The sequence below is a fragment of the Polymorphospora rubra genome (assembly GCF_018324255.1).
Lineage (GTDB): Bacteria > Actinomycetota > Actinomycetes > Mycobacteriales > Micromonosporaceae > Polymorphospora > Polymorphospora rubra.
In genome coordinates this window covers 662,437-678,541 of record NZ_AP023359.1, presented here as the reverse complement: position 1 = coordinate 678,541, position 16,105 = coordinate 662,437, and the positions used below count along the sequence as shown (strand labels likewise).

Here is a 16,105-nt window from a genome sequence, read left to right as displayed (position 1 = left end):
ATGGCGGCGTGTCGAATCCCCGGTGGCGGACCGCCGTCGCGCTCACCGTCCTGACCGCGCTGACTCTCGCCGGCTGTGGCGCCGACCCCGGTCCGCCCGCCGCGCCGGCCCCGTCACCGACCGGCGCCCCGACCTCCTCCGCGTCCACACCGGCGGACGATCCCGCCGCGCTGGCGGCCGCCGCCGTGGTCGCCACCCTCGGTGACGAGGACCTGGTCGGCCAGGTCCTGATGCCCTACGCGTACGGCAACTCGGCGACGAAGGTGACGCCCGGTTCGGCCGCCGGCAACCGGAAGCTGGCCGGCGTCGACACCCCGGCGCAGATGGTCGAGAAGTACCGCCTGGGCGGGCTGATCCTCGTCGGCTTCTCCGCCGACGACCCCACCGGCGGCAACCAGCCCACCACCAACGTCGAGAACCCGAAGCAGGTCCACGAACTGACCGCCGGGCTGCAACAGGCGGCCGCCGGGCTGCCCGCCGGCAAGGCACCCGCCGGCGGCCCCGCCGCGCCGCTGCTGATCGGCACCGACCAGGAGTACGGCGCCGTCACCCGGATCCGGACCGGGGTCACCCAGCTACCCGGCGCGATGGCCTTCGGCGCGGCCGGCGACGCGGGCCTGACCGAGGCCGCCTGGCACGTCGCCGGCACCGAACTAGCCGCCCTCGGCGTCAACGTCGACTTCGCCCCCGTCGCCGACGTACTCGGGGCGTCGGACAGTGTGGTCATCGGCTCGCGGTCGTACGGCTCCGACCCGAAGGCCGCGGCGATCCAGGTCGGCGGCGCGGTCCGCGGGCTGCAGCGGGCGGGCGTCGCGGCGACCCTCAAGCACTTCCCCGGGCACGGCCACACCGCCGCCGACTCGCACACCGACCTGCCCACGCTGAACCAGGACCGGGCCGCGCTCGATGCCGGCGACCTGCCACCGTTCACCGCCGGGATCGACGCCGGCGCCTGGATGGTGATGTCCGGCCACCTCGACGTACGGTCGATCGACCCCGGCACGGCGGCCACCTTCTCCCGCAAGGTGCTCACCGACCTGCTCCGTGGCGAACTCGGCTTCACCGGCCTGGTCGTCACCGACGGCATGAACATGGCACCGGCACAGAAGTGGCCGGCCGGCGAGGCCGCGGTCCGGGCCGTCAACGCCGGCAACGACCTGCTGCTGATGCCGCCCGACGTCGCGGGCGCCCACGCCGGGCTGCTCGCCGGCCTGCGCGACGGCTCGCTGCCCCGCGAGCGGCTGGTCGAGGCGGCCACCCGGGTGCTCACCCTCAAGTTCCGCCTCGCCGGGCAGCCCCGGCCCGAGATGTCGACCGTCGGCAGCGCCGCGCACGCCGAGGCGGTCGGTCGGCTCAGCGCCGCCGCGATAACCCAGCTGCGCGGTGCCTGCGCCACCCCGCCGGTACCGGGGCCGATCACCGTGTCGTCGTCCGGCGGGCGGGACGGCACCCGGGCCGCGCTCACCGAGGCGTTGCGCGCCAACGGCGTCAAGGTCGTCGACAGCGGGGGTACCGTCGTGCACCTCGTCGGGTACGGCGACGGGACCGGCGACCTGCGGGCCGACGCCGACGTCACGGTCGGCATGGACACGCCGTACCTGCTCGGCAAGGCGAAGTCGAAGGTGCTGATCGCGACGTACTCGTCGACCCGGCTGTCGATGACCGCGCTGGCGCGGGTGCTGGCCGGCAAGGCGGGCAGCCCGGGCCGCTCGCCGGTCGAGGTCGCCGGACTGCCCCGGTCGTCCTGCGGCTAGCCGGACCGGCCGCCCGGAAACGCCGAGATCCGCGTGATCAGGGGCTGGTCACCGCGGCGCGCCGGCGACACGCGGGACGTACTCCCTGATCACGCGGATCTTGGGTGGGCTTTCAGACGCGGGTGAAGACCAGGGCCACGTTGTGGCCGCCGAAGCCGAACGAGTTGTTCAGCGCCGCCGGGATGTCCAGGTGGCGGGCCTTGTTGGCGGCCACGTCGAGGCTCAGGTCGTCATCCGGGTCGTCGAGGTTGATCGTCGGCGGGACGATGCCGTCGCGGATGGCCAGGATGGTGGCGATCGACTCCAGCGCGCCGGCGGCACCGAGCAGGTGGCCGGACATCGACTTGGTGGCGGTCAGCACCGGGTGGTCGCCCAGCGCGAGCCGCAGCGCGGCGATCTCGGCCATGTCCCCGACCGGCGTCGAGGTCGCGTGGGCGTTGACGTGCACGATGTCGCTCTTCGCAACACCGGAGTCGGCCAGCGCCTTGGTGATCGCCCGTACCGCGCCCGAGCCCGCCGGATCCGGCTGCACGATGTCGTAGCCGTCCGACGTGATTCCGGAGCCGGCCAGCCGGGCGTAGACCCGTGCGCCGCGGGCGGCGGCATGGTCGGCCCGTTCGAGCACGAGTGCACCGGCACCCTCGCCCAGGACGAAGCCGTCCCGGGCCTTGTCCCAGGGCCGGGAGGCGCGTTCCGGATCGTCGTTGCGGGTCGACATGGCCCGCATCGAGGCGAACCCGGCGATCGGCATCGGGTGGATGACGGCTTCGGTGCCACCGGCCAGTACCACGTCGGCCCGGCCGGCCCGGATCAGGTCCAGACCGAGCGCGACCGCCTCCGCGCCCGTCGCGCAGGCGCTGGCGACCGAGTGCACGCCGCCCTTGGCGCCCAGTTCGAGACCGACCCAGGCGGCCGGCCCGTTGGGCATCAGCATCGGGATGGTGTGCGGGGACACCCGCCGCGGACCGGAGGCCTCCAGGATGTCGTCCTGGGCGAGCAGGGTCTGCGCCCCGCCGATCCCGGAGCCGACGCTCACGGCCAGCCGTTCGGGATCGAGGCCGGAGTCGACCAGCCCGGCGTCCGCCCACGCCTGGTGGGCGGCGATCAGGGCGATCGCCTCGGACCGGTCGAGCCGGCGGAGCCGGACCCGGTCGAGGACCTCGGCCGGGTCGACGGCGAGCTCGGCCGCGATCCGGACCGGCAGCTGCGCGGCCCACTCCTGGGTGAGCGCACCCACCCCGGAGCGGCCGGCGAGCATGGCTTCCCAGGTCGACGCGACGTCCCCGCCCAGCGGGGTCGTCGCGCCCAGCCCGGTGACGACGACGTCGGTACGACTCATGTCAGGACTGCGCCTCGATGTACGCGACCGCGTCACCCACGGTCTTGAGGTTCTGCACCTCGTTGTCGGGGATCTTGACGCCGAACTTCTCCTCGGCGGCCACGACGACCTCGACCATGGACAGCGAGTCGACGTCCAGGTCGTCGGTGAACGACTTCTCCGCGGTCACGTCGTCCGGGCTCACGCCGGCGACCTCTTCGAGGATCTCGGCGAGACCGGCGGTGATTTCGTCACGGGTGGGCATCTTCGGTGTCTTCCTCTCGATGGATGGGTGTCGCTTCCGGCCGGTCTCCGCTACGGGCAGCGGACGACCTGCCCGGCGTAGGTGAGGCCGCCGCCGAACCCGAAGAGCAGGACCGGGGCGCCCGAGGGCACCTCACGGCGCTCGACCAGCTTCGACAGGGCCAGCGGCACGCTGGCCGCGGAGGTGTTGCCGGATTCGACGATGTCCTTGGCGACCAGCGCCTGGGGCATCCCGAGCCGCTTTGCGATGCCCTCGATGATCCGGGCGTTGGCCTGGTGGGGTACGAAGGCGGCGATGTCCTCGACGGGCACCCCGGCCCGCTCGCATGCCTTGATGGCCAGCGGTGCCAGCGCGGTGGTCGCCCAGCGGAAGACCGCCTGCCCCTCCTGCTGGATGTACGGCCGCCAGCCCTCGATGCGTACGGCGTCGCTCTTCTCCGGCACCGAGCCCCACACGACCGGACCGACCTTCGACGGCTCGTCGGGGCCGGTGGCGCTGACCACGGCCGCGCCGGCGGCGTCACCGAAGATGATGCAGGTCGACCGATCGGTCCAGTCGACCATGTCGGACAGCTTCTCGGCCCGATCACGATCGCGTTGCGGGCCGCGCCGGCGCTCAGCGCGTGGTCGACGGTGGCCAGCGCGTAGGAGAAGCCGGAGCAGGCGGTGTTGATGTCGTACGCGCCCGGTGCGTCGATGCCGAGCCGGGCGGCGACCCGGCAGGCGACGTTGGGGCTGCGGTCGATCGCCGTGCAGGTGGCCACCACGACGAGGTCGATGTCGGCGGCACTGAGGCCGGAGTTGGCCAGCGCCTTGCCGGCGGCGGCGGTCGCCATGTCGGCGACCGACTCACCGTCGGCGATGCGCCGGGTGACGATGCCGACCCGGTCACGGATCCACTCGTCGTTGGTGTCGACCATCCGGGCCAGTTCGTCGTTGGTCAGCACCCGGGACGGCTGGTAGTGCCCGAGGGAGACGATGCGTGATCCCATGCTTGGCTACCTCTCCTTCGCGCCGGTACGGATCCGGGGGTACGCGGCGGTCACAGCTGCCCGCCGATGCGGGCGAGGGGCTGGCCGGGCGCGACCGGGTGGTTGTGGTCGGCCAGCCATTCGGTGAGCACGCCGGCACCGTGCGCCGCCACGTCGAGCGGGCCCTGCCGGGTCGTGACGTGCCCGATGAGGTCGCCAGCGCCGATGCTGTCGCCCTCGGTGAGTTCGGACACCGGCTCGAAGGTTCCGGCGCCGGGGGAGACCACGACCCGGAACCGCGGGGCCGGTCCGTGGCCCGGTGGTGTGCCGTGCCGGGCGATCAGGTCGCGCGCCGCGGGAAGGTCGTCGGGCGTCCGGAGGGTGACGATCTCGGGCAGGCCCGAGTCCTTCAGCTCCCTCTTGATCAGGTTGGTCAGCGAGCCGGCCGGGGGCAGCTCGATCACCGCGGTCACGCCGAGGTCGACCATCGTGCGCATGCACAGGTCCCAGCGCACCGGCGCGGTGACCTGGCGGACCAGCCGCTGCAGCACCTCGCGGCCGTGGCTGACGGCGGCACCGTCGAGGTCGGACAGCAGGATCCGGCCCGGGTCGGCCGGCGTGATGCCGGCGGCGACCACGCCGAGCGCCTTCTCGGCGGTCGCCATGTAGGGGGTGTGGAACGCGCCGGCCACCTGCAGGGCCATCACCCGGTTCCCGACCGGCTTCTCGGCGATGAACTTCGCCAGCTTGTCGGCGGCGCCGGCGGCGACGATCTGGCCGGCGCCGTTGTGGTTGGCGGCGGACAGGCCGTACGACTCGATCGCGGCGAGCACCTCGTCGGGTTCGCCGCCGAGTACCGCGGCCATGCCGGTGGGCTCGAGCCCGCAGGCGGCGGCCATCTCGCGGCCCCGTACGGCGGCCAGCGTGATGGCGGCCTCGGCGGGCAGCACGCCGGCGAGGGCGGCGGCGCCGAGTTCACCGACGCTGTGGCCGGCGGTGAGCGCCACGTCGTGTAGCGGCAGGTGCCCGCCGGCCAGCAGGGCGGCGGCGACCAGCAGCGGTTGGGTGCGGGCGGTGTCCTTGATCTCGTCGGCGTCCGCCTCGGTGCCCAGGTGTACCAGGTCCACCCCGGCGAGGGCGGACCACCAGCGCAGACGTGACTCGGCGCCGGGCAGGTCGAGCCACGGGGTGAGGAAGCCAGGCTTCTGGGCACCCTGGCCGGGAGCGATTACGGCGAGCACGCCTAAGACTCTCCTGGATACCGGCGGGTCACGTGGGTGCCGCGACCGACCAATCCGCACTACAACCTTTGTGGGATGTCTACAACAATCGACGCCGTGCCGGTGATTTATGGGCCGTTTGTCGCGAACGCCGGTCCCGGCTCACCCGCGGTAACGTCAGCCGGTCGGGGAGACGGCCGGCGGTGCCGGGTCCAGCCGGCCGATCGTGAGGGCCACCCGCAGGGCGAACGTGTCCCGCGCCGACAGTGGTGAGAACCCGGTCACGTCCCCCACCCGTCGCAACCGGTAACGCACCGTGTTGGGGTGTACGAACAACGCCCGGGCGGCGCTCTCCAGCACCCCACCCGCGGCGAAGAAGGCGTCCAGGGTCTCCAGCAGTTCGCCGCCGGCCCGTACGAGCGGGGCGTACACGTCCTGGCGCAGGGTCCGTCGGGCCTCGCCGTCGCCGGCCAGTGCGCGTTCGGGCAGCAGGTCGACGGCGGCCACCGGCCGTGGCGCCGCCGGCCACGCCGGTGCCGCGCGGAAGCCGGCGAGCGCCGCCCGCGCCGAGTCGGTCGCCTCCTCCAGCCGCGGCATCGCCGGTCCCACCACCACCGGGCCGCTGCCGAACCCGGCCATCAGCTTCGTCGTGGCCGCCAACGGGTCCGCCGCCCCACCGAGCACCACCACCAGCCGGTCGCCGTGTACCCCGCCGATGATCTCCACACCGATCCGTCGGGCCGCCCGGTAGACCGTGTGCAGCACCGCGGCCACCTCGCCACCCGGCGAGCGGCCCACCGCCACCGCGACCGGCTGGGCGTCCCCCCACCCCAGGGCCGCCGCCCGGCTCGCCAGCACGTCCGCGGAGTCGCCCCGCAGCAGCGCGTCGACCAGCAGCGCCTGCAACCGGGCGTCCCAGGCGGTCCGCGACTCGGCCGCCCGCGCGTAGACCCGCGCGGCGGCGAACGCGATCTCGCGGGAGAACTTCAGCACCGCCTCGCGCAGCAACCGCTCCTCGCCACTGGCGGCCAGGTGCGGCACCTGCTCCTCCACCACGTCGATCATCACCTTGATCAGCGCGACGGTCTGTTGCAGGCTGATCGACCGGGCCAGCGCCAGCGGCGCCGCCGCGAACACCTCGTCGGACACCTCGGTCGGGCTGCCCAACGCGGCGCCACCCTGCCGCAGCCACTCCACCAGCGACCGCACCCCGGTCTGCGCGACCAGCATCACCCAGGCCCGCTGGTCGGCCGGCAGTTCCCGGAACCAGGGCAGGGTCTCGTCCATCCGGGACACGCTCGCCGTCGCCAGCGCACCCGCCGCCCGCTCGATCCGGCGCAGGGTGTCCGCCAGCTCACCGCCGGCCGGCCCGGTGACCGGCGGCCGGTCCACGTCCACCGTCGGTCCGGCGCCCGGCGCGCGCGCCGGCCCCGTGCCCTTCGCCCTGGCGGATCCTCCGCCCTGCGTGCCGGCGGGCGTACGTCGCCTGGCCCGCGCCGGCCCGGCGCCCTCGGTCACCACCGTCCCAGCCTGCCACGCGCCTTACCACCGCCGGCAACGTGGGCGCGTGTCACGATGCTGGGATGATCGCCCGCCCACCGCTTGCCGTACCGCTGTTCGCGCTGGCCGCGTTCACCGTTCTGTTGGCGCTGGTGGTCGGCGGCTGGGCGCCGCTCGACGACCTCGACACCGCGGTCGCCGACACGCTGCGCCGCTCCGGCGCCGGCAACTCCGACCTGGTCGCGGTGGTGCGGGTGGCGACCGACGTCGCCGCCACGTTGCCGTACCTGGCCGCCGGGGCCGTGGTCACCGTGGTCCTCGCCGTACGGCGGGACCGGGTACGCGCCGCCTTCAGCGCCGCCGTCACCGTCGTCGTGCCGGTGCTGTGGAGCCTGATGCACTGGCTCCTGCACCACCCGCGCCCACCGGACGCCTTCGTGGAGATCGACAGCAACGGCTTCCCGAGCGGGCACACCAGCAACGCCGCGGCGGCGGCGCTGGCCGCCGTACTGCTGCTGTGGCCCCGCCAGGGGCGGACCGCGCGGGTGGTCACGGTGCTGCTGGCGGCCGCCTTCGCGCTGTACGTCGGGGCCACCCGGCTGATCCTGCTCGCCCACTGGCCGGCCGACGTGCTCGGCGGCTGGCTGCTCGTCCTCGGCGTGGTCCCGCTGCTGGCGACGGCGGCCGCAAAGCTCGCCGACCGGTCCGGCGCCGCCCGCCCCATGGGTTCGGGGGTGCGTTCAGGGAGCCGGTAGCCGCAGCTCCTGGGCCAGGATCGCGGCCTGCACCCGGCTGCGCAGCCCGAGCTTGGTCAGGATCCGGCTGACATGCGTCTTCGTGGTGCTCTCCGCCATCGCCAGCCGGTCGGCGACCTGCTGGTTCGACAGGCCCAGGCCGAGGCAGGCCAGTACGTCGATCTCCCGCGCGGTCAGCCCGGCCAGCACCCGCCGGTCCGGCGGCGCGCCCCCGGTCGCGGCGAACGCGCCGATCAGCCGACGGGTCACCGCCGGGGCCAGGACGCCCTCACCGCGGGCCACCGTACGCACCGCCTCGACCAGCCCGGCGGCGTCGGTGTTCTTCAGCAGGAAGCCGCTGGCCCCGGCCCGCAACGCGCCGTAGACGTACTCGTCGAGGTCGAACGTGGTGAGCACCAGCACGTCGGCCAGCCCGGCGGCGACGATCTCACCGGTCGCCCAGATCCCGTCCCGGCGGGGCATCCGCAGGTCGAGCAGGGCCACGTCGGGCCGGGTCGCCCGGCACAGCTCGACGGCCTCCTCGCCGTCGGCGGCCTCGCCGACCACCGTGATGTCCGGCGCCGCGTCGAGGATCAGGACCAGACCGGCGCGTACGGCGGGCTGGTCGTCGGCGACCACCAGGCGGATCGTCACGTAGCCTCCCCACCGGTCGGCAGCTCGGCGTGCACCAGCCAGGCCGGCCCGCGCCGGCCGGCGTCGAAGCGCCCGTGCAGCAGTTCGGCGCGTTCGCGCATGCCGACCAGTCCGGCGCCGGCGCCCAGCGCCGCACCCCGGCCGGCCAGCTCCGGCAGCGGGTTGCTGACCACCACCCGGACCAGGCCGGGGTCGTAGCCGACCGCCACCTCGGCCCGGCCGGCGCCGTGCTTCAGCGCGTTGGTCAGCGACTCCTGCACGATCCGGTACGCGGCCAGGTCGACGTTGGCGGGCAGCGGCCGGACCGTCCCGGTGGTCTCCAGGCGTACGTCCAGACCGGCGCCGCGGGCCTGCGCGACCAGCCGGTCCACCGCGGCCAGCCCCGGCTCGACGGTTCGGGGCAGAGCCGGCGCCTGCGGCCCGTCCGCGGCCGGTTCCCGCAACAGGTCGATCATCCGCCGCATCTCGGCCAGCCCCTGCACACTGTTCTCCCTGATCACCTGTAGGGCCTGCTCGACCTTGGGCCGGTCCAGCCCGGGTACGGACAGCACGGCCGTGGAGTGGATCGCGACCGCGCTGAGGTGGTTGGCGACCACGTCGTGCAGCTCCCGGGCCATCCGGGTGCGTTCGGCGGTGATCGCCTGGCGGCGGTCGAGTTCGGCGAGCCGGGCGGCCTTCTCGGCCCGGTCACGTTCGGCGGCGGCCTGGTCGCGGTACTGCCGGACGGTCAGCCCGGTCAGCACCGGCAGGGTGCCGGCCAGCACGGCCGGGATGCCGGCGGCGACCCCGGTCCAGGAACCGACCGCGACCAGGCCGGCGACCGCGAGTCCCACCGCCAGCACACTGGTGATCCACAGCAGCCAGCGCCACAGTCGCGGCGGTCCGTAGACGACGGCGTCGTAGAGGACCTGGGTGTAGACCAGGATGGTGGCCAGCGACACGCCGAGGAGCACGTCGGTGACGGTGCCGACGGTGCCCACCGCCAGGCCGGCCCGCGGCGCCACCCGACGCAACGCGACTCCGGCGCAGGTCACCGCCAGGGTCACCGAGAACATGAACCGCACCTCGGCGGGGGCCGGCACGATCTCCCGGTAGGCGCCGGTGGCCACGATCAGCAGGCCGCCGACGAGATACAGGCCGGCCAGCGCGAGGTCCCGCCACAGCGTCCCGCGTCCCACGCCGAGCAGTCCGGTCACCGCCCGATCACATCACAGCCGGCCCGCCGTCGGCTCCACCCCGCCGACGACGCGGGCGGGGGCGGCGTCCGTCGAAGGATGTACGCCTCCCCCTTCGATGTATCCGCATCTCACCGTCGGTGCTGACGTCCACGGCCCGGCCGTCCACGACGCTGGAAGTCGGCCGGACGGTTCGGGAGGGGTGGCGGCTGTGGTGCTCGCGGTGATCGTGGCGTGCGAGATCGGCTTCTGGGTGGTGCTGGGTGCCGGGCTGGTGGCCCGTTACCTGTTGCGGATGCGCCGGCTCGGGGCGGCGCTGCTGGTCTGCGTACCGCTGGTCGACCTGGTGCTGCTCGGGGCCACCGTGATCGACCTGCGGCGCGGGGCCACCGCGACCTTCGTCCACGGGCTGGCCGCGGCGTACCTCGGGTTCTCGATCGCCTTCGGGCACTCGATGGTGCGCTGGGCCGACCAGCGGTTCGCGCACCGGTTCGCCGGTGGCCCGCCGCCGTGGAAGCCGCCGAAGGACGGCCTGGGCCGGGTCAGGTACGAATGGCGCGAGTGGGGCAAGGCGGTGCTGGCCTGGGCGGTCGCCTGCGCCCTGCTCGGCGGCGGCATCCTGCTCGTCGGCGACTTCAGCCGGACCGAGGAGTTGGTGGCCTGGGTGGCCCGGCTCACCGTCGTAATTGTGATCTGGCTGCTCGCCTACCCGGTCTGGACAACGATTTCCCATCGATCGGCCACCGAGTGAGTTTCGCCTCAGTCTCGATGTCACCGATGTCTAGTAGCGTCCAGGGACCGGCCCATAAGCCGGACGGGCCCGCGCCACAACCGGCAGCGTGGGCCCGGTTTGTGGCGAGCCGCATCCCACAAGGATGCCGCGGGTGAGGAGACGAGATGGCGCAAGGGGAGGCCGGCAACGGTTGCGCCGACGAAGAGGTATCCCCACTGGTGGACCGACCGGAGGCGGAGCCCACGCTCGGCGTGTCCGGAGCGGGCCGGTGGGTGTGCGGGGTCGGCCCGCACCAGCTCGGCCCGCCCGTCTGCGACGACGACCTCGACGACGTCGAAGCCGACGAGGAGACCGACCCGGACCTCGGCCGGCAGCTCGACGGCTCCACCGTCCTGCCCCGCGGCGCCCTGCCGACGACCTGCCGGACCGACCTGCACGGCTGGGCCGGCGCCCACCGGCACGGCGCCGTCCGCCCGACCCGGCGCAAGAACCGCCGGCAGCGGCCCCCGCAGCGGTGGTGCTGACCGGCGCCGACCCGTCAGTCCCGTACCCCGGCCAGGGTGTCGGCCGGCCGTAGCGCCAGCCGCAGCCCGAGCGTCCCGTACGTCGCGACCAGCCAGATCGCACTGGCATAGGTGAACGCCACGGTGCCGGCGAGGTTCTTGAACGGGATCATGACCGGCAGCCACAGCGCGGCCAGCAGGAGGTGCCAGCGCAGGAAGCCGGTCCAGTTGCCCACCCGGGCGACGGCGGCACCCAGCACGATCGTGCACAGCTGCGACAGCGGCCAGCACATGTCCAGCGCCAGCATCCACCCCGGTTCGACACCCTGCTCGGGGTAGACGAACGCGAAGACCGACCACAGCATCGCCGGGGCCAGCAGGGCGAGTTCGACGATCGGGAACGCGCGGCCCTTGCGGGGGCCGGTCGCCCGGGTCGCCAGCACGACCAGGGTCAGGGCCGCCACCCCGCACAGGAAGACCATGCTGGTCGCGTTCTCCAGCGGCTGGACGTCCTGGTCCATCTGGTCGCCGGCGACCAGCGTGCCGATCGCCCAGGCGACCGCGCCGGCGGTGAGGACGATCCCGGCCGCCCGGATCCGGGGGACCATCCGGTGCCGGTCGGTGGCCGGCCGGGGGGCGCCGGGTTCGACCCGGGCCCGTTCGATGTGCACACTCATCGTGACTCCTTGGTTCGAGTTGACTGCCGACGCTGACGATCCGTGTCGACCGTCCCGGGCAGCCAGGGAGTGCCGGCCCGATCCGGTCCCGTGATCACGGCCGTTCCCGCGCGCCGGTGTCCCGGGGGTGACGGGACACCGGCCCCCGAGACAGCGGGACACCCCACCGGGCAACCTGTACCGGTGGGAGCTGACGTACGGACGAAGGCGCCGGCGGCACCGGAGCGTCCGGCGGGGGAGACGGGCACCGCCGCGGCCGCGACCGACCGGTGGCTGGCGTACCTCGTGTTCGGGATCGCCGCCCTGTGCGCAGCGCTGACCGTGGCCAGCTTCTGGTGCGACGTGATCGAGCCGGACCTGCCCCGGCCCGACCCGCTCGACTTCACCGCCTGGTCGTCCGCCCTGCCCGGACCGGCGTTCGCGCTGTCCGGCGCGCTGATCGCCACCCGGGTGCCCCGGCACCCGATGACCTGGATCCTCACCGGCGGCGGGCTGATCGCCTGCCTGAACGGCTTCGCCGCGACGTACGCGGCCGTGTCCGTCCTCGCCCACGACGGCGGGCTGCCGCTGACCGGCGCGGCGGTGTTCGTCGGCGCCCGCTGCGGGCCGATGATCAATCTGGTCGTGCCGCTGGTCCTGCTGTTCTTTCCGGACGGACGGCTGCCGTCGCCGCGCTGGCGGCCGCCGGCGGCGCTGTCCCTGGCCGGCACCGGCACGGCCGTGCTACTGATGCTCACCGTGCCGTGGGATCTCGTCTCGGGCGGTGAAGCCATTCCGCCCGGCCTGGCCGGGGTCTCCCTCGACCCCGTCACACCGCCGCTGCCGGCCGGGTTCTGGGCGAACGCCCAGTACCTCATCCCGGCGTTCATCCTGGTCAGCATGGTCGTGCCGGTCGCCGCCTTCGCCCGGCGGTTCGGCCGCTCGGACCCCGAACGCCGGGCCCAGCTGCGCTGGATGCTGCTCGCCGGCAGCCTCAGCCTGCCGCTGCTGCCGGTCGCGTTCGTCCTCGCCGGCCAGTTCGTCGGCAGCGCGATGTTCGCGCTCTCCATGGTCGCGGTCAGCGCGGCGGTCGTCGTCGCGGTGACCCGCTACCGGCTCTACGCCGTCGACACGCTGCTCGGCTGGACCCTGCTCTACGGCCCGCTCGCCGCCGTCGTGATCGCCGTCGACGTCGCGGTCTTCGTCGGGGTGGGCACGCTCGTCGAAGACCCGGTCGCGGCCGTGATCGCCGCCGGCGTCGTCGCGGTCCTCTACGGGCCGCTGCGGACCCGGATGCAGCGGCTGGTCAATCGCCTCCTGCGGGGCCGCGGCGAGCCGTACGACGTCGTCTCGGTGCTGGCCCGGCGGCTGGAGGAGTCCAGCGGCCCGGACGAACAGCTGCTCGCCGTGGCCCGGACCGTCTCCACCGCCTTCCGCTCCCCGTACGTGCGGGTCGAACTGGACCGGGCCGACGGGACGACGGTCGTCGCCGGCTACGGCACGCCCCGCGACGACGTGGTGGTGCTGCCGTTCGCCTACCGGGGGTGCCGATCGGGCGGCTCACCCTGCTGGCCCGGCCCGGCAACCGGCTTTCCGACGCCGACCAGCGGCTGCTCGCCGACGTCGTACGGCAGGCCGGCGCGGCGGCCCGGGCGACCGCGCTGACCGAGGAGCTGCAGCGCAGCCGGGAGGCGCTGGTGACCGGGGTCGCCGAGGAGCGCCGGCGGCTACGCCGCGACCTGCACGACGGGCTCGGCCCGGCGCTCGCCGCTGCCGCACTGAAGATCGAGGCCGCGCGGAACGTGGCCCGGCGGGACCCGGCCGGCGCGGACGGCATCCTGACCCAGGTCGCCGGTGACCTGACGGCGGTGCTCGGCGACGTCCGCCGGCTGGTGCACGACCTGCGGCCACCCGCCCTGGACCAGTTCGGGCTGGTCGGCGCGGTCGAGCAGGCGGCCGCCCGGTTCGGTGGCGGCCCGCTGGCGGTCACCGTAAGGACGTCGGGCGACCTGTCGGCGCTGCCGGCGGCGGTCGAGGTCGCCGCGTACCGGATCGTCGGCGAGGCGCTGACCAACGTGTCCCGGCACGCGGCCGCCACCCACTGCACGGTCGAGCTGGCGGCCGGCGACCGCACCCTGCGCGTCGAGATCGCCGACGACGGTCGCGGCGCCACCCCCGACGCGCTGGTCGGGGTGGGGCTGCTCGGGATGCGGGAGCGCGCCGAGGAACTCGGCGGCGCGTGTACGGTGACGCGTCGTCCTTCCGGAGGCACACTGGTCAGTGCCATGATCCCTTACGGTCGGTCCGCGAGCGACGGGGCCGCCCCTGAGGTGTGAGGGAGTGAGCCGGGATGACGCTCCGGGTGCTGGTGGCCGACGACCACCCCGTCTACCGTGACGGGCTACGGATGATGCTGACCTCCACCGGCACCGTCGACGTCGTCGGCGCCGCGGCCGACGGGATCGAGGCGGTCGAGCTCGCCGCCGAGCTGCGCCCCGACGTCGTGGTGATGGATCTCCAGATGCCCCGGCTCGACGGGATCGAGGCGACCCGGCGGGTGCTGGCCGACGCCCCGTCGACCGGAGTGCTCGTGCTGACCATGCACGACGGCGACGAGAGCGTCTTCGCCGCCATGCTCGCCGGCGCCCGCGGCTATCTGCTCAAGGGGGCCAACCAGGACGAGATCCTGCGGGCGATCACCGCGGTCGCCGGTGGGGAGGTCATCTTCGGGCCGGCCCTCGCCGCCCGGGTGGCCAGCTACTTCGCCACCCTGGCGACGGCCAGCCGGGCCGACACCGACCCGTTCCCGCAGCTCACCGCCAGGGAGCGGGAGGTGCTGGGGCTGATCGCCGGCGGGTTGTCGAACCGGCAGATCGCGGACCGGCTCTTCCTGTCGCCCAAGACGGTGCGCAACAACGTCTCGAACGTCTTCACGAAACTCCAGGTCGCGGACCGGGCCCAGGCGATCGTCCGGGCCCGCGAGGCCGGCCTGGGCCGCTGACCCGGTCGACGGCCGCCGTCCGGGTCGGGTGCGCCGGCCGGGTCGCGCGTGCCGGCCGGTTCGTGCCGGCCGGCGGGACGTCACCGGGTGCGGCGGCGGACCAGCAGGGCGATGCCGGCCAGGCCCAGGGTGATCGCCACCACCACGGCGGCGTTCATCAACAGCACCTCCCGCAGGTCGGCGAGCAGTTCGTCGAGGTCGTCACCGGGGCGCAGCGCGTCCTCCGGGATCGCCCGCTCACCGCCGCCGATTCCGGCGCTGACCGCGTCGTTCTGCTCCGGCAGCGGGGCACCGGCCACCCGCAGCGCCTCCGGCATGCTGAGCCGGCCGAAGAACCAGGCTTCGGTGGTCTTGCGCTTGTCGGGCTGCTTGGCGGGACGGAATGCGCGCGGGCCGCCGCCGGCCAGCGGATAGAGGTCGTACGTCTCCTTCGCCTCGTCCTCGATCGACACGACCACGACGTATTTCGGGCCGAGCGTCTCGGGTTTGGGGGTGGCGGCGTGCCAGGCCCGCTCGAGCCAGTTGACCTGGTCCATGACCGCGGTGAAGATCTCCGGTTGCTGCTCGGCCACCACCACGAGCGGCTCCGCGAGATCGTCGCCGCTGATCGTCACCGACGTCGGCGTCGGTGGCACCTCGGGGGCGGCGTACGCCGCCGGGGCGGCGGACAGCGTCAGCAGGCCCACGGCGAGCAACGCGATTCCCACAATGGTTCGACGGCCCACCCCACGGCTCACGGCCGACCTCCTCGCCCCGTATCGATGGATGGTCTTGCTGGGTCTGGTGCTGGTGGTGTCTGCTGTGGTTGGCGGACGGATACCGCGATGCGCCGGAGAACTTCGCCTCTCAAGGCAAAGACGCCGCCCGGCGCCGCTCGGTTGCACATGTCCGGTGCACTAATTGGAACTATCTGACACGGCTGACCGACCAACAACTTGAGTCGATCGTTAGCGGCCGAATCGTAACTGCGCGGAGGATTGCATGGGTGGCAGGGGCCACAGGTTGGCGACATTGACGCTCGGCGTCATCGTGGGTGCGCTGAGTGTGTTGTTACTCGCCGGTCCGGCCGCCGCGCACAACTCCTTCACCGGCAGCGACCCGGAGAACGGCGCCACCCTCGACGAGGCCCCGGAGACGGTGCAGCTGCGTTTCCTGTCCCGGCTCGACCCGGCCACCACCAAGGTGACCGTGACCGGCCCCGACGGCGCGGCGACGTACGGCGGGGAGCCGACCTTCGACGGCAACCGGGTCACCGTGCCCTTCACGCTCGGGCCGGCCGGGCTCTACACCGTCGCGTACGAGGTGATCTCCGGCGACACCCACCCGATCAAGGGATCGGTCACGTTCACGCTCTCGGTCGGGGCGACGCCCAGCGTGCCGCCGACCCCGACCGCCGAGCCGACCCCGGCGCCCTCGTCACCGGCGGCGACGCCGTCGCTCGCCCCGGCCGCGGCCGAGAACGAGGAGGGCCCGATGTGGCCCTGGTTGGTCGGCGGCCTGGTCCTGGTGGCCGCGATCGTCGCGCTGGTCACCTTCGGGGTCCGCCGCCGGCGTACCTGAGCCCGGCCGGAAACACGGCGAGGGGCTGCCGCCACCGGCGACAGCCCCTCCGCGCTACGTGG

General features: G+C 73.9%; 16 protein-coding genes and 1 pseudogene. 8 read left to right on the top strand and 9 right to left on the bottom strand.

Annotated features, from left to right (window positions below):
- Positions 1-8 precede the first annotated feature (8 nt).
- The gene (locus tag Prubr_RS02975; protein ID WP_212821385.1) at positions 9-1,754 is read left to right on the top strand and encodes a glycoside hydrolase family 3 protein; all 1,746 of its coding nucleotides are present in this window, start codon (positions 9-11) and stop codon (positions 1,752-1,754) included.
- A gap of 112 nt (positions 1,755-1,866) precedes the next feature.
- Here the strand turns inward: Prubr_RS02975 and fabF are convergent, their stop codons facing one another.
- The 5 genes and pseudogenes from fabF to Prubr_RS02950 form a co-directional block, all read right to left on the bottom strand.
- Positions 1,867-3,093 (bottom strand): beta-ketoacyl-ACP synthase II, encoded by a 1,227-nt coding sequence (gene fabF, locus Prubr_RS02970; RefSeq protein WP_212821384.1) that lies wholly within the window; start codon positions 3,091-3,093, stop codon positions 1,867-1,869.
- A 1-nt stretch (position 3,094) separates the two neighbouring features.
- Positions 3,095-3,337, bottom strand: coding sequence for an acyl carrier protein (locus Prubr_RS02965; protein ID WP_212821382.1), 243 nt, complete (start codon positions 3,335-3,337; stop codon positions 3,095-3,097).
- A 50-nt stretch (positions 3,338-3,387) separates the two neighbouring features.
- Positions 3,388-4,328, bottom strand: a pseudogene (locus tag Prubr_RS02960) (beta-ketoacyl-ACP synthase III).
- Between the two features lie 50 nt (positions 4,329-4,378).
- Entirely contained in the window at positions 4,379-5,548 is a 1,170-nt protein-coding gene (locus Prubr_RS02955; RefSeq protein WP_212821380.1) for an acyltransferase domain-containing protein, read from the bottom strand.
- A 156-nt stretch (positions 5,549-5,704) separates the two neighbouring features.
- On the bottom strand, positions 5,705-6,925 hold the full coding sequence (locus Prubr_RS02950) for a PucR family transcriptional regulator (RefSeq protein WP_212827392.1): 1,221 nt from the start codon (positions 6,923-6,925) through the stop codon (positions 5,705-5,707).
- A gap of 185 nt (positions 6,926-7,110) precedes the next feature.
- Between Prubr_RS02950 and Prubr_RS02945 the strand changes: the two genes are divergently transcribed.
- Positions 7,111-7,782 (top strand): phosphatase PAP2 family protein, encoded by a 672-nt coding sequence (locus Prubr_RS02945; protein WP_212821378.1) that lies wholly within the window; start codon positions 7,111-7,113, stop codon positions 7,780-7,782.
- Here the strand turns inward: Prubr_RS02945 and Prubr_RS02940 are convergent.
- Both Prubr_RS02940 and Prubr_RS02935 read right to left on the bottom strand, forming a co-directional pair.
- Complete coding sequence (locus tag Prubr_RS02940; RefSeq protein WP_212821376.1) at positions 7,768-8,415, bottom strand: response regulator; 648 nt, start codon at positions 8,413-8,415, stop codon at positions 7,768-7,770. The genes Prubr_RS02945 and Prubr_RS02940 overlap by 15 nt on opposite strands.
- Positions 8,412-9,611 (bottom strand): sensor histidine kinase, encoded by a 1,200-nt coding sequence (locus Prubr_RS02935; RefSeq protein WP_212821374.1) that lies wholly within the window; start codon positions 9,609-9,611, stop codon positions 8,412-8,414. Before Prubr_RS02935 ends, Prubr_RS02940 begins: the two co-directional genes overlap by 4 nt.
- 190 nt (positions 9,612-9,801) lie before the next feature.
- On the opposite strand from Prubr_RS02935, the gene Prubr_RS02930 reads away from it, so the two are divergent.
- Both Prubr_RS02930 and Prubr_RS02925 read left to right on the top strand, forming a co-directional pair.
- Complete coding sequence (locus Prubr_RS02930; RefSeq protein ID WP_212827390.1) at positions 9,802-10,341, top strand: hypothetical protein; 540 nt, start codon at positions 9,802-9,804, stop codon at positions 10,339-10,341.
- A gap of 146 nt (positions 10,342-10,487) precedes the next feature.
- A complete protein-coding gene (locus tag Prubr_RS02925) occupies positions 10,488-10,847 on the top strand; it encodes a hypothetical protein (protein ID WP_212828991.1) in 360 nt (119 codons plus the stop codon).
- Between the two features lie 14 nt (positions 10,848-10,861).
- Here Prubr_RS02925 and Prubr_RS02920 read toward each other — a convergent pair whose 3' ends face one another.
- Positions 10,862-11,503, bottom strand: a complete 642-nt coding sequence (locus Prubr_RS02920; protein WP_212821372.1) for a hypothetical protein — start codon at positions 11,501-11,503, stop codon at positions 10,862-10,864.
- Between the two features lie 183 nt (positions 11,504-11,686).
- On the opposite strand from Prubr_RS02920, the gene Prubr_RS36605 reads away from it, so the two are divergent.
- The 3 genes from Prubr_RS36605 to Prubr_RS02910 are packed head-to-tail and all read left to right on the top strand — an operon-like array spanning position 11,687 to position 14,483.
- Positions 11,687-13,147: a hypothetical protein gene (locus Prubr_RS36605; protein WP_246568257.1), complete on the top strand. Its 1,461-nt coding sequence runs from the start codon at positions 11,687-11,689 to the stop codon at positions 13,145-13,147.
- Positions 13,033-13,818, top strand: coding sequence for a sensor histidine kinase (locus Prubr_RS02915; RefSeq protein ID WP_246568828.1), 786 nt, complete (start codon positions 13,033-13,035; stop codon positions 13,816-13,818). The genes Prubr_RS36605 and Prubr_RS02915 overlap by 115 nt, the downstream gene beginning before the upstream one ends.
- A 14-nt stretch (positions 13,819-13,832) precedes the next feature.
- Positions 13,833-14,483 (top strand): response regulator transcription factor, encoded by a 651-nt coding sequence (locus tag Prubr_RS02910; RefSeq protein ID WP_212821368.1) that lies wholly within the window; start codon positions 13,833-13,835, stop codon positions 14,481-14,483.
- Positions 14,484-14,563: 80 nt separating this feature from the next.
- Here the strand turns inward: Prubr_RS02910 and Prubr_RS02905 are convergent, their stop codons facing one another.
- Entirely contained in the window at positions 14,564-15,220 is a 657-nt protein-coding gene (locus Prubr_RS02905; RefSeq protein WP_246568255.1) for a hypothetical protein, read from the bottom strand.
- 244 nt (positions 15,221-15,464) lie between these two features.
- Between Prubr_RS02905 and Prubr_RS02900 the strand changes: the two genes are divergently transcribed.
- Complete coding sequence (locus Prubr_RS02900) at positions 15,465-16,043, top strand: copper resistance CopC family protein (protein WP_212821366.1); 579 nt, start codon at positions 15,465-15,467, stop codon at positions 16,041-16,043.
- Positions 16,044-16,105 lie beyond the last annotated feature (62 nt).

Coding starts and splice junctions, on each gene's coding strand:
- fabF (WP_212821384.1), bottom strand. CDS start 3,093: ATGAGTCGTACCGACGTCGTCGTCACCGGGCTGGGCGCGACGACCCCG.
- Prubr_RS02965 (WP_212821382.1), bottom strand. CDS start 3,337: ATGCCCACCCGTGACGAAATCACCGCCGGTCTCGCCGAGATCCTCGAA.
- Prubr_RS02945 (WP_212821378.1), top strand. CDS start 7,111: ATGATCGCCCGCCCACCGCTTGCCGTACCGCTGTTCGCGCTGGCCGCG.
- Prubr_RS02925 (WP_212828991.1), top strand. CDS start 10,488: ATGGCGCAAGGGGAGGCCGGCAACGGTTGCGCCGACGAAGAGGTATCC.
- Prubr_RS02920 (WP_212821372.1), bottom strand. CDS start 11,503: ATGAGTGTGCACATCGAACGGGCCCGGGTCGAACCCGGCGCCCCCCGG.
- Prubr_RS02910 (WP_212821368.1), top strand. CDS start 13,833: ATGACGCTCCGGGTGCTGGTGGCCGACGACCACCCCGTCTACCGTGAC.
- Prubr_RS02900 (WP_212821366.1), top strand. CDS start 15,465: ATGGGTGGCAGGGGCCACAGGTTGGCGACATTGACGCTCGGCGTCATC.